The sequence below is a fragment of the Kaistella soli genome (genome assembly GCF_019038595.1).
In the GTDB taxonomy this organism is placed as follows: domain Bacteria; phylum Bacteroidota; class Bacteroidia; order Flavobacteriales; family Weeksellaceae; genus Kaistella; species Kaistella soli.
In genome coordinates this window covers 128647-141004 of the sequence record NZ_JAHOPF010000004.1, presented here as the reverse complement: position 1 = coordinate 141004, position 12358 = coordinate 128647, and the positions used below count along the sequence as shown (strand labels likewise).

Annotated in this window: 12 protein-coding genes and 1 pseudogene; 6 read left to right on the top strand and 7 right to left on the bottom strand. The window is 41.1% G+C overall.

Translation table 11 applies throughout. The features are described from left to right. Positions 1-201 precede the first annotated feature (201 nt). Positions 202-756 (top strand): crossover junction endodeoxyribonuclease RuvC, encoded by a 555-nt coding sequence (ruvC, locus tag KSK37_RS08725; RefSeq protein WP_088358742.1) that lies wholly within the window; start codon positions 202-204, stop codon positions 754-756. Between the two features lie 47 nt (positions 757-803). Here the strand turns inward: ruvC and KSK37_RS08720 are convergent, their stop codons facing one another. Continuing rightward, a complete protein-coding gene (locus tag KSK37_RS08720) occupies positions 804-1337 on the bottom strand; it encodes a hypothetical protein (protein WP_217200910.1) in 534 nt (177 codons plus the stop codon). A 20-nt stretch (positions 1338-1357) separates the two neighbouring features. Next, on the bottom strand, positions 1358-2746 hold the full coding sequence (locus KSK37_RS08715) for a hypothetical protein (RefSeq protein WP_217200908.1): 1389 nt from the start codon (positions 2744-2746) through the stop codon (positions 1358-1360). Between the two features lie 322 nt (positions 2747-3068). Between KSK37_RS08715 and KSK37_RS08710 the strand changes: the two genes are divergently transcribed. Continuing rightward, complete coding sequence (locus tag KSK37_RS08710) at positions 3069-4166, top strand: DUF4407 domain-containing protein (protein ID WP_217200906.1); 1098 nt, start codon at positions 3069-3071, stop codon at positions 4164-4166. An 87-nt stretch (positions 4167-4253) separates the two neighbouring features. Continuing rightward, a complete protein-coding gene (locus KSK37_RS08705; protein WP_343216982.1) occupies positions 4254-5492 on the top strand; it encodes an MFS transporter in 1239 nt (412 codons plus the stop codon). Positions 5493-5516: 24 nt separating this feature from the next. Here the strand turns inward: KSK37_RS08705 and KSK37_RS08700 are convergent, their stop codons facing one another. From KSK37_RS08700 to nirK, 3 genes and pseudogenes are all read right to left on the bottom strand, one after another. Next, positions 5517-6095: an SCO family protein gene (locus KSK37_RS08700; protein ID WP_088358737.1), complete on the bottom strand. Its 579-nt coding sequence runs from the start codon at positions 6093-6095 to the stop codon at positions 5517-5519. Between the two features lies 1 nt (position 6096). Next, the gene (locus KSK37_RS08695; RefSeq protein ID WP_217200904.1) at positions 6097-6930 is read right to left on the bottom strand and encodes a formylglycine-generating enzyme family protein; all 834 of its coding nucleotides are present in this window, start codon (positions 6928-6930) and stop codon (positions 6097-6099) included. 34 nt (positions 6931-6964) lie between these two features. Next, a pseudogene (gene nirK, locus KSK37_RS08690) lies at positions 6965-7996 on the bottom strand (copper-containing nitrite reductase); the annotation flags it as partial. A gap of 283 nt (positions 7997-8279) precedes the next feature. Here nirK and KSK37_RS08685 point away from each other — a divergent pair. Genes KSK37_RS08685 through KSK37_RS08675 form a run of 3 tightly spaced genes read left to right on the top strand, consistent with a single transcriptional unit; the run spans position 8280 to position 10149 of the window. Further along, positions 8280-8861, top strand: a complete 582-nt coding sequence (locus KSK37_RS08685; protein WP_217200900.1) for a phage tail protein — start codon at positions 8280-8282, stop codon at positions 8859-8861. 7 nt (positions 8862-8868) lie between these two features. Continuing rightward, positions 8869-9450 carry a phage tail protein gene (locus KSK37_RS08680; RefSeq protein WP_217200899.1) on the top strand — a complete coding sequence of 194 codons (582 nt, stop codon included), beginning with the start codon at positions 8869-8871 and terminating at the stop codon, positions 9448-9450. A gap of 6 nt (positions 9451-9456) precedes the next feature. After that, positions 9457-10149, top strand: coding sequence for a T9SS type A sorting domain-containing protein (locus tag KSK37_RS08675; RefSeq protein ID WP_217200897.1), 693 nt, complete (start codon positions 9457-9459; stop codon positions 10147-10149). A gap of 69 nt (positions 10150-10218) precedes the next feature. Here the strand turns inward: KSK37_RS08675 and KSK37_RS08670 are convergent, their stop codons facing one another. Both KSK37_RS08670 and guaB read right to left on the bottom strand, forming a co-directional pair. Then, positions 10219-10662: a DUF6759 domain-containing protein gene (locus tag KSK37_RS08670; protein ID WP_217200895.1), complete on the bottom strand. Its 444-nt coding sequence runs from the start codon at positions 10660-10662 to the stop codon at positions 10219-10221. Positions 10663-10761: 99 nt separating this feature from the next. Beyond that, complete coding sequence (gene guaB, locus KSK37_RS08665; RefSeq protein ID WP_088358730.1) at positions 10762-12222, bottom strand: IMP dehydrogenase; 1461 nt, start codon at positions 12220-12222, stop codon at positions 10762-10764. Between the last annotated feature and the right edge of the window lie 136 nt (positions 12223-12358).

The window sequence follows — 12358 nt, the reverse complement described above, 5'->3', positions numbered from 1 at the left end:
TTAATAGTTATGATGTAAAAAGTTATCGTTGTTTAATGGAAGTGTTCAGGAGAAAGGTTTACAGGTTATGGAATTTATATTTAAATAATGAAACAGCTTAAAAGCCAGTAAGTTAATAGTGATTAAAACAAATTTAGCATTATTTTGGCAAAATAATTTACATTCTCTGATTAATTTGCAGGAAACCGTTATTTTTGTACCGTGCAAGCCGAAAAAATTATCATGGGAATCGATCCCGGGACCTCTATCATGGGTTTCGGAATAATTTCCGCAAAAGGAAATGCGATGGAGCTGGTATCCATCCATGAACTTATTCTTAAAAAATATCCCAATCACGAGACCAAGCTCAAAATAATTTTTGACAAAACTTTAGCGTTAATCGATGAATATCATCCGGATGAGGTAGCTCTGGAAGCGCCTTTTTTTGGTAAAAACGTGCAGAGTATGCTGAAGCTCGGAAGAGCACAGGGTGTTGCGATGGCGGCGGCGCTGCACCGCAGTATTCCGATCACCGAATATTCTCCGAAAAAAATTAAGATGGCTATCACCGGAAACGGAAATGCAAGCAAAGAACAGGTAGCAGGAATGCTAAAGAATCTGTTGAAACTGAAAGAATTTCCTACGAAATACCTGGATGCTTCCGATGGTTTGGCAGTGGCGGTTTGCCATCACTTTAATTCAGGGAATTTGGTTTCCGATAAAAGCTACTCCGGATGGGACAGTTTTCTCAAGCAGAATCCGGACCGTATTAAATAAAATTCCGTTTCCAATAGAAAAATTCTTTCGTGTCGGATTTCTTTTTTTTAAGGTTTCCAGAAACTCCACTGCGTTCCGTTGAAAACAGCAAGCATTCTGTTCGCCGAATCGTAAACCAACATTCCTGCGGCCGGGTTTTTAACGTTAATATGTGGTGAAGCTACTTTAGGCAATATCATCGCTTTGTTGGTTTCCGAAAGAACCAGAATCCCGGGCACCTGTGCCTGAACTGAAGAAGCAGAACCTATTACCACTTTTGCATTACTGTTTTCAGGTGCTTGTGATGGCATACTTGTCACACTTTGGGTTGTAGCAGCGGAGCCGGACAGGTTTTTCCAGGAGCCGTCTGCGAGCCTGAATTTTACTTCTTTATCTGAAGGATCCATAATGAAAGTTCCTGCCACGGCGTTGGTGGCACTCGTGGCTTCCACATAAGGAAGGATTATCCCACGGGCATCACTTCCAAATTCAAGTGAAACAGAGGTGTTGGTCGGCGGATTTGCATTGTCAGGATTAATAATAATCTGAGAGAACAGTACGGAACTAATGAAAGTTCCGGAAATTACAAATATTTTTTTCATGTGTTGTGTGTTTTGCTGATCTAAAGTGTAGGACAGGCCGGTGTGTTAAAAACGTGCCAGGCGGGGGTGCTTTCTCCGGCTTTGAGGGTGAAAATTTTAAGATTGTTTTCGCTTAAATCGAAAATAATCATTCCTTCCACCGGAATCAGAATAGCGTTGGTGTTCGCTACTCTGTTGATCACGAATCCTGCTGTACGTGATTCAATGGCAATATGCCCGCCCTGCAGTTGCTCCGGCCAGGAACTATTGTGAGTTCCCCTACTTTCCCCAGCTCTTCCAAGTGAAGTTATCCCAAATTTCGTTGGATATTTACTTGAAAGATCAACAGCCGGATCCTTATAACATGCACAGCTCGAAGAACCCGCAGCGTTTACCGTTAAACTTGCAGTTTCTAGTGAGGTAATCAGATAGGAACCCGCTGTGTTGTCGAAAGGATACGAAACCGCTAATGAAAATTTATAATTGCCGGACTGTGTGAGATTTTCTAAGGATGGGCGGGGTATGCTTCCCGCAGTGCCAGGATGGGTGAAACTACCGGTTATTGGAGCGAAGGTATAACCTGCAGGTCCGCTATCCAGTTTTACGGTGTATGTAATGACTTCGCCATTTGGAACCATCCCGGTATAGTCTGTGAACATTGCGGCGTTGTCGCCGGCACAGATGGCAGATGGGAAAATGGATGTTACTGCCATGATGCTACCTCCATTGCTGTTAATCGCACCAAAATTGTAGTCTGAATTACTGCCGTTACAAACCATATAATTTAGTGCAGTTGTACCGTTTGCGTAGTATAAAATAACCTGCTGATTTCCGGTACAGGTATTTCCGTACTGCAGTCCATTTGATCCAAGGCCTCCCGTGGCTCCAATGCCATTGAAGTTGGTGATCATTAATGAGTTGCCGGTAAGCAGACCTAAAACGGTGTTGTTGGAAGCAAACTGAAAAACGCCACCATTAATATAAATGTTTTGATTGGTGCCCAATAATTTGAAGCTGGTACCATTTCCGGAAAGATTTATTCTTCCCACATTGGCCCCGGAGGAAACCGTCGGATGTGAATTTAACACCGGATTGTTGGCCAGGACATACAGGCTTCCGAAATAGTAGGTCGCACTCGAGGAAACAGTAATTTCTGTGCCGGGTGTTATAATTACTTTGTAAGAAGCCTGGTTTGCTGATGTTGTTCCCTGTCCGGGAAAACCTGTCGCCATTTGCCAAGTTCCGCCAGCATCATAAATCTGCCAGATTCCGGGGTTTGTCCAATTGCCGCTTCCTGTTGACCTGTAATCGCCCAAAGCAGGCGGAGGAACAGATTGTGCTAAAGTTGAAAACGCAAATAATAAGAGGGAGTGCAGGAAAAGCCTTTTCAATAACTTTTCGTACGAAAAGATAGAATTATTTTTCTTCATATTTTTTTTCATTTTGCTCCGTGATTGCCCAAGGCATTTTCAACGTTGCAGATTTTTGTGTTAACGCAAATATATAAAAATTTTATTAATATCATAATTAATTTGTTTAAAATCGAATTATAATCATTTAAAACTTTGAGTTTTGCTTTATTTGTTGTAAAATATGATTAGGTCATTGGACATATCGATATTTTCGTGGATAAAAAACTTCCTCATAACACTGTTGAAAACTTTACTTGGCTAAACCTAATACTATTTGTAACATTGTTACGTTTTTAAAGACAGATTATTTAAGTTTTTATAGGATCTAAAAAAAATTAAAATGATTAAAAATCAATTACAGCATATCAGTCGCGTTAATCATCGGATGAACTGGTTTCAAAAATTCCTGCTGATCTGTTCAGGCGGAAATATTCACATCTTAAGAAAAACGCCAAGCGAATGGAACAAATTTGCAGGTATCGGCGGGATAGTTCTTTTTACTGCAGTTTTTGCAACACTGTCAGCGGGTTACGCCATGTTTACTGTGTTTGATGATATTTGGACAGCATCTGGTTTTGGAATTCTTTGGGGTCTGATGATCTTTAACCTCGACCGGTATATCGTTTCTTCCATCAAGAAAACTGGAACCTGGTGGAATCAGATTCTGATGGCCGTTCCGAGATTGATTTTGGCGACTTTTTTAGGGATTATTATTTCCAAGCCTTTAGAACTTAAAATATTTGAAAAGGAAGTCAATAAGCAGCTGAACACGATCATCCAAAGAAATAAAACTCAGCTGCAGGCAGAAATGAACGGCAGGATTCTGCAGCAGTCCGGCCCATTCGAAACTGAAAAAAAACAGATTTCCTCAAAAATAGCAGATTATCAGAAATCTTACGATTCTGCAGCAGTGGAACTGGAGAAGGAAATCTTGGGAAAACAGAGTGGTTTAACGAGTGGAAAAGTCGGCTTCGGCTCCAATGCAAAACGGAAATCTGAACTGAAGGAGCAGCGCCGCCAGGATTTGGAAAATTATCAGAAACAGATTGCACCGCGTCTGGAATATTTGGATAAGGAAATTTCGAAAGTATACACCAACATCGAAACCGAAAGAAATAAAACCGAAACTTTTGAAGACAAATTCAACGGATTTGCGGCAAGGCTGCAGGCTTTGGACGAATTGGGGAAAAGTTCCGCCATTATAGGACTTGCCGCGGCTTTCATTATGGGACTTTTTATCTGTCTGGAAATTTCCCCCGTTTTGGTAAAACTGATTTCCTCCGTCGGTCCGTATGACTATCTTTTGGATAAAACCGAAAACGATTTCAGGCTTTATGCGAAGGAAAAAATGGAGAAAGGGAATGCCGGAACCGACTGGCGTATCGATGACTTTAAAGAAAGTTTAGGAAAAGGAAATTCCGAGAATTCTTCCAGTTAAATCCTTTAATCTGTATTATATCATTCCTAAAAATACTTCGGGGACATCCACTACTTCTTATCTTTATCCTTAAGTTTTTTTTAAAAAGTGGAAGTAACAACTGATCAACGATGGCTCGTTGCCGTCATGGGAACGCTGACTCACCTCGGTCTGGGAACCGTCTACGCATGGAGTTTTTTTCAGAAACCGATCGCCGCAACCTACGGTTGGAGCAATTCAGAAACGGCCTGGGCTTTCTGTCTGTCAATATTAATGCTGGGAATTACGGCCTCGTGGTGCGGAGCAAAAATTGAGAGATTCGGTGCGAGAAAACTGGCAGTAACAGGTGTTGTTCTCTACGCTTTAGGTTATATCATATCGTCTTTTGCCCTGAGCTCGGGCTCGCTTTTTCTGCTGTATTTCGGTTTCGGAATTGTGGGCGGCATCGGTCTAGGAATGGCTTATGTAACTCCGGTGAGCGTGGTTTTGCGCTACTTTCCCGATAAACCCGGATTGGTTACCGGAATGGTGGTGATGGGATTCGGGCTGGGTGCATTGGTGATGTCGAAAGTCCTGGCGCCATTTTTTGTTGAATTTTTTGATCATAATCTGCCGCGTGTTTTTCTTTTCATGGGAATTACTTTATTGCTTGTGCTTCCTGTTTTTGCGCAGTTTTTAAAGGACAAGAAGACTGATAACTCAACAGTTTTGGGCGGCCATAAACCCGATGTTTTTCAACATGTTCTGAAACCAGATTATATCATCATTTGGTTGGTTTTTACTTTCAATATTATCGCCGGAATGATTTTTATTTCATTTCAGTCGCCTTTGCTTCAGGATCTTTTGAAGTTGAGCGGAGTTACAGAGTCAGCAAGTTTAGAAGCTAAAGGCGCAACATTAATTGGCGTAAGCGCTCTGTTTAATGGGCTCGGAAGATTCTTTTGGGGAAGTGTCTCAGATAAAATAGGGAAAATAACTGCATTTAAATTCATTCTGCTAATCGAGATTCTGGTCTTTACTGTATTGATTATTACTAAGAATGTAACCGTTTTTTCTGCAGGTGTGTGTATGATTCTGTTATGCTACGGAGGCGGTTTCGGAGTAATTCCGTCATTGATCAGGGAAAAATACGGCACGGAACTGATGCCCTCGATTTACGGAATAACGCTAATAGGATGGGGAATTGGCGGTATTTTCGGACCTCAGATTACCGCATACATGATTGATCATTTTCCTGAGAATTCAGGAATGTATTCTTATTATGTGGGCTTAGGACTCCTTTCGCTGGGCCTGTTTCTGCTGTTTTTTGTGAAACAGAAAATGCCTTACAGGATTGTAGGGCATTAAAGTCATTATAAAAATACGTGAAGATTAATTCAGTTGATTCACGGTTTCAGCAACTGCTTCTGAATTAATTCCTGAACCTTCTTCCTGGCTTACCAGTTCGCCTTTTCTGTTAAAAACGCTGATGATGTTGGAGTGAGAAAACTCAATGGGAGAGATCTTTTTATATTTCATGGCGAGCACATTGGCGAGTTCGCGGGTGGCATCTTCATCGCTTCTCAGGAAAATCCACGGAGCCTGATCCATGTTTCTGTCGGCCGCAAATTTTTTCAGAACTTCCGGTGTATCATTTGTGGGATCAATTGAAATTAGAACAAGTGACGTATCATCAAGTTTATCTTTCGCGATTTTGGCGTGAACTTTTTTCATGTCAGCAACCAAAATGGGACAGGCGGTGCGGCAACTCGTGAAAATCATTACCACAACCAGGTTTTTGCCTTTCAGATCTTTTAAATGAAGATCTTTTCCATCCTGATTCTGCCATTTGGAATCGAGCAGAAAGATGGAAGCTCCGCCGTTTTCTTTCTTAATATCTGCCTGGTCCGTGTTTTCTTTGCAGGAAAAAAGAATGAGCACTGAAAAAAAGAGAATGATTAAATTTTTCATTTTATTTAAGGTTTTTGGCGCATCTGAAACCGAGGTTTTCAACGGTGTAATTGGCTTTTAAACTAGATCGGTAGGCGTAGCGCATGAATGAGGCATAATTAAGAACATCGGTAGCACTTGTTGCACCTGAAGCGCAGAAAAGTCCTTTGTCATCATATTCTCCGGTTCTCGAATCGCTGGTCGTCATGATGGAATTAAAATCCTCCGTCCACTCCCAAACCAGATCGAACATATTGTAAACGCCCCAGTAATTGGGTTTTGATTTTTTCACCGGATTTTTTTCTCGGAATTTCACCTGATAGAGATTGATAAGATGTTCGGAATAAGCCGGTTTTTTTCTTGCATTTGCTGATTCTTCATCCGCCATTGCAACAAATTCCCATTCGTCAATGGTCGGTAAACGTTTTCCTGCGCTTTTGGCGTAAGCTTTAGCAGCAAACCACGATACGAAAGTGACTGGAGCATCAGGATTCATTTCTGGTGCAAGCGTTTCGTCATCTTTCCAGTTTTTAAGATAAGTTTCATCTGCGAAAATTTCTTTTACACTGCTTCTTTTCCATTTCGGATTTTTCTTCACGAAATCCAAAAATTCGCGGTTGGTAACAGGTCTTTCATCAAGAAGAAAGTCTTTCACTTCTACCAAAGCACTGTTGGCTCCATAAAAAGGCTGGTATTTTCCGCCTGTTATGAGAACCATTTTAACCTCGGGATTTATTTTTATTTCTTTCTGATTCTTTCCTGTTGAAAAATCTTCGGCAGGTTTTACCGAATCATTCTGGCAAGAGAGAAAAAAGAATCCACTACAAAGCAGGCCTATTTTAAGTATTTTGTTCATAGTGGATTATTTAACAGATTAAAATGAAGTCTTATTTTACTTTATTGTAAACCTTCGGGTTTTTTTCGCCGGTAACTTTCAGTTTCCCGATCGCACCTTTGTTGAACGCCCTGAAAATTGAGTGGTCTACCAGGATGTATTCTCCAGGTTCTTCAACCTTAAATTCTACAATCACGGCACCGCCCGCAGGTATTAGCGTTGTCTGTACATTTTCGTTGATTTTGCTTCCGCCTTCGATATAAACCCTGTCGAAAATTTCACCGATCACATGGAATGACGAGGCGAGATTAGGTCCGGCATTTCCTACAAAAAGTCTTACTGTTTCACCCACTTTTGCTTCAAGTTCGTTTTTGCCCATTAAAGCATTTTTCTTGCCGTTGAAAACAACGTAGGTTGGTCTTTCGTCAACACCTTTATCCTGGTCGAACTCCTGTAAACCTTTTTCGTCGGTTTTACCTTTGGTGTAAAATTCACTCTGCATGACGTAGTATTCTTTGTCGACTTTTGGCAGGCCTCCTTCAGGCTCCACAAGGATCAGTCCGTACATTCCGTTTGCAATATGCATTGGTACCGGCGCCGCAGCACAGTGATAAACATAAAGGCCGGGATTCAGAGCTTTGAAATTAAATACTGCCTCCTTACCCGGAGCTACATTGGTTGCTTCCGCACCGCCTCCTGGACCGTTCACGGCATGAAGATCGATATTGTGAGGCATTACGCTGTTGGAAGCATTTTTTAGGTGAAGTTCAACTTCGTCACCAACGCGGACCCGAATAAATGTTCCGGGAACGGTATTGTTGAAAGTCCAGAATTTATAAGTTACTCCGTCGGCCAGTTCTCCTTCCGCCTCAGTCGCTTCCAGATTTACAATTACTTTTTTGGCAGCGCGGTCACCCACAGGACCCGGCAGGAAAGGAGGTGCTGTAATTTTTTGGGTTTCCGTTTCGCCGATTGTTTGTATTTCAATAGCGTTGTTTTTGGATGTCTTTCCGGATTCCGGGCTATTTTCCTTGCATGCCTGCAGAATCAGTAATGCAGCAGCCATTAGTGTTAACAATTTTTTCATATCTATTTTCTTTATAATTTTAATAAGACAAATTTATCCGAATTAAATAATCTGTGGAAGTTTTGTTGTATGAGTTTTGTCACTGTGAATAAAATTCTTTTTAGCTCTTAATTTAGTTGTAATAAATATGAATACATTAAAATCATTTAACCTACAAAAAAAATAGTTTTAATTAATTTATAGTATCTTTACGTCGTGTTTTAATCAATTATAGATGCTTATGATTGATTAAAATGTAAATTACAGAAAAACCTGAATATTTAATAATAATCCCACTTAATTTATGCGAAAACTCAATCTTTTATTATTACTCGGTTTGCTTTCAGGAAGTCTGAAGCTGGCTGCGCAGGATAATTTTATCGGGCAGATTATGATTGTCCCTTATAATTTTTCTCCGCTGGGATGGCATGATTGTGACGGTGCTTTGATGCCGATTGCTGAGAATGAAACACTTTACTCTTTAATAGGAACCACTTATGGCGGCGATGGTGTAACCACATTTGGATTGCCGGATGCACGCGGAAGAGTGGTGGTGGATGACGGAACCCGCCCGGGCTTCAGTACTTTCAATCTTGGCCAGAAAGGTGGTGTTGAAAACGTGACGGTGACAACTGCACAGCTGCCTTCACACAGCCATCTCGTAAATGCTGTAAAAACAGCAGGAACAAAAGAAGTGGCTACCTTGTCCCTTCCTGCAGATACTGGTGTGCTGGATAAAGAATATTCAAATCTCGCTCCGAATGCAACGATGGCCCCAGGAATGATTTCACCTACAGGTTCCAGCCAGGCTCATAATAACATCCAACCGTTTGTAACGCTGAAATGTGTTATCGCACTTTTCGGAATTTATCCTCAACAAAACTAATAATACCATGAAAAAAATTATTTTATCCGCAGTCCTTTTTTTATCAGTAACCAATTTAAAAGCACAGGGCTCAGAACCTTTTCTCGGCCAGATTGCTTTTGTACCTTATAATTTTGCACCCAGAAACTGGGCGGAATGTAACGGACAGCTTATGTCCATCGCTCAAAACACAGCACTTTTTTCCTTGCTTGGAACGCAGTATGGCGGAAACGGACAAACTAACTTCGCTTTACCGGATATGCGCGGACGCGTTCTGATCGGGGACGGTAGCGGACCGGGGCTTTCACCTTATACCATGGGCGAAACCGGTGGAGAAGAAAGTCATACCTTGACTATTAATGAAATGCCAGCGCATAACCACCAGGTAAATGCAGTAACGGCCGAAGGAAACCAGAATATACCTACCGCTTCCTTACCTGCCAATACCAAAGCACTGGATAAAGAATATTCAAATGCTGCTGCGAATACGCAAATGTCTCCACTCATGATCAATCCTGCGGGAGGCAGCCAGCCACACGAAAACAGACAGCCATATCTGGTACTTAAGTGTATTATCGCCCTTCAGGGTATTTTTCCATCCAGAAACTAAAAGAATATGAAAAGTAAATTTATCCCTTTAGTCCTCGTTTTTGGCAATTTGGTTTTTGCCCAGAATACCATTTCCTTCAACGGATGCCACAACCTTTTTGAAGACCAGAATTTCACTTTCTTCAAAACGGGAGTCGACGGCCAGAACAAGAATATATATATCACCAATCCCGTGGACGGTCAACAGCCTTGCGGAGGTTTGGGTACCTGCGAATTTAAAATCCAGTGGAATAACACGCTTACGAGATGGGAGTTTCTTGCAGATTCAGGTAATGGAGATTTTGTTGACCCTTTTTTGATCTATTATAACTCCACAGGAAACAGCAGCGCGCTGAACCCACCAAGCAATAATGTTGGAACCTGGGTTGAAAATGTGGCAGTAACTGAAAACGGATGCGGCGGAAATCTTACCGCAGCCAATTCTACAATGACCGGCGATGTGCATACATCAACGCTTGCTGTCAGCAATTCCGGTAAAGGAAAAATACAGATGTTCCCGAATCCGGTTTCAGATTATATCAGTTTTTCAGGAGTTCAGAACGGTAAAACGCTTCAGATTTTCAACGTGAACGGACAGCTCATCAGAACAGAAACTTATACTGACAGAATGAATGTCAACAGCCTTTCACCAGGTGTATATGTCTTAAAAGTATTTTCCGCCAACGGTAATTCCTCGGAATTTAAGTTCATTAAAAAGTAGTGCTGATTGCACAAAATTTAAAAGGCTGCAAATAATGCAGCCTTTTTTTGTATAAATTCTTTTTAAAGCTCAACGGTCAGAAAGTTCAAGAATAAGAGGATCACTGATTAATTTCTGCGAATAATATATAGCGCCGCAAATACTTGATCTCAGCGTGTAGCTTCCTTTATCAATGATAAACTGATTTTTGCCGTGTTTCGGTATAGGAAGATTATAAATGGTATTTCCTTTGATCGATACGAGCCTTACAATAATATTGCAGCCGGAATTGTTTTCTATCACTGCGGCCGTTTTCGGATCGTCAGCTTCCGTATCATTCAGCAGATAAGTTAAAACTTCTGCCGTCACTTTTTTCTTATTGATCTGATCTTTAGCCATTAATTCTTCAAATTCTTTGCTTTCACCTGCAGAAGCCGCCGTTGATGTTTTTGGTCTGTAAACAGGAGTGGTAGATGGCAAAACATCACACTGGACGAATAAAAAAAGAAGTATAATTAAAGAGTAAGATCTCATATTTTTTTCGGTATTTAAAAAGTAAAATTAACCAATAATTGGAAAAAAGTACTTAAAAAAAGGGTGCAAATCTTGCACCCTTTTATCTTGATCTGAAATTTATAACGAATAATTCGGAGCTTCCTGTGTAATAATTACATCGTGAGGATGAGATTCTTTTAAACCGCTTCCGGTAATCATTACCATTTTACCGTCTTTCTGCAAAGTATCGATATCTTTTGTTCCGCAGTAGCCCATTCCTGCACGGATTCCTCCGGTTAACTGAAATACGACTTCTTCTAATTTTCCTTTATGCGGAACTCTTCCTTCAATTCCTTCGGGAACAAATTTCTTTGCTTCACTCTGGAAATATCTTTCTTTACCGCCACGTCTCATGGCAGAAAGCGATCCCATTCCCTGATAAGCTTTGAATTTTCTTCCCTGAAAAATAATTTCTTCGCCCGGTGCTTCATCAGTTCCGGCAAGAAGTGAACCAAGCATTACGGCATTCGCGCCGGAAGCAAGTGCTTTTACGATATCACCGGAAAGTTTGATTCCGCCATCAGCAATTACTGCTACATTTTTAGTTTTCGCATATTCAAAAACATTATAAATCGCTGAAAGTTGAGGAACTCCAACTCCTGCAACAACTCTCGTTGTACAGATAGAGCCTGGACCGACACCTACTTTCAGGATGTTTGCACCGGCTTTAATTAAATCTTTTGCGGCATCTGCGGTGACAATATTTCCGCCGACGATATCGAGGTCAGGAAAACTTTTACGAATTTCCCTGATTTTATCAAGAACACCTTTTGAATGTCCGTGTGCAGAATCCACTGCAATAATATCAACACCTGCTTTTACCAGTGCAGACACACGGTCCATGGTGTCTTCGCCAACGCCCACTCCGGCACCTACGATCAGTCTTCCGTTTTTGTCTTTATTGGCGTTAGGATATTCAAGCTGATTGTCTATATCTTTTATCGTAATTAAACCTACCAGTTTAAATTCTTTGTCCACAATCGGAAGTTTTTCCACTCGGTTTTTAAGTAAAATTGCTTTCGCCTGTTCAAGGTTGGTCTCTTTATCGGAAGTGATGAGTTTGTCTTTAGTCATCAGTTCCTCCACCTTCGCATTAAGGTCTTCCTGGTATTTTACGTCACGGTTGGTAATGATTCCAATGAGTTTGTTTTCCTCATCGACAACCGGTAAACCCGAAATTTTGAAGTTGGCCATCATTTCTTTCGCCTGAGCTAAAGTATGGTCTTTAGACAAAGTCACCGGATCGGAGATCATGCCGTTTTCTGAGCGTTTTACGCGGTATACCTGAACGGCCTGTTCGGCAATCGGCATATTTTTATGGATGAAACCAATACCTCCAACTCTTGCCATTGCAATTGCCATTTCGCCTTCTGTAACGGTATCCATTGCAGCGGAAACGATGGGCGCATTAAGCGTAATTTTATCGGAAAGTCTTGATTTGAGGGAAACCTGATTAGGTAAAACTTCTGAGTAAGAAGGGATAAGAAGAACGTCATCGAAAGTGATGGCAGTTTCTACGATTTTGTTGTGAATAGACATCTTTACTTTCTTGCAAAATTATGGTTTTTTTTTGGAAAATGGAAATAGCGGTTTTGTCAACCTAATTTTATGTAAAAACGGGTGGTAACTAGCCCTGATGGAGCGGTTTGTGTGAGCTCTTTTTTCGGCGGCGGCG

Coding starts and splice junctions, on each gene's coding strand:
- KSK37_RS08720 (WP_217200910.1), bottom strand. CDS start 1,337: ATGAAAAAAATATTTGTAATTTCCGGAACTTTCATTAGTTCCGTACTG.
- KSK37_RS08715 (WP_217200908.1), bottom strand. CDS start 2,746: ATGAAGAAAAATAATTCTATCTTTTCGTACGAAAAGTTATTGAAAAGG.
- KSK37_RS08710 (WP_217200906.1), top strand. CDS start 3,069: ATGATTAAAAATCAATTACAGCATATCAGTCGCGTTAATCATCGGATG.
- KSK37_RS08700 (WP_088358737.1), bottom strand. CDS start 6,095: ATGAAAAATTTAATCATTCTCTTTTTTTCAGTGCTCATTCTTTTTTCC.
- KSK37_RS08695 (WP_217200904.1), bottom strand. CDS start 6,930: ATGAACAAAATACTTAAAATAGGCCTGCTTTGTAGTGGATTCTTTTTT.
- KSK37_RS08685 (WP_217200900.1), top strand. CDS start 8,280: ATGCGAAAACTCAATCTTTTATTATTACTCGGTTTGCTTTCAGGAAGT.
- KSK37_RS08680 (WP_217200899.1), top strand. CDS start 8,869: ATGAAAAAAATTATTTTATCCGCAGTCCTTTTTTTATCAGTAACCAAT.
- KSK37_RS08675 (WP_217200897.1), top strand. CDS start 9,457: ATGAAAAGTAAATTTATCCCTTTAGTCCTCGTTTTTGGCAATTTGGTT.
- KSK37_RS08670 (WP_217200895.1), bottom strand. CDS start 10,662: ATGAGATCTTACTCTTTAATTATACTTCTTTTTTTATTCGTCCAGTGT.
- guaB (WP_088358730.1), bottom strand. CDS start 12,222: ATGTCTATTCACAACAAAATCGTAGAAACTGCCATCACTTTCGATGAC.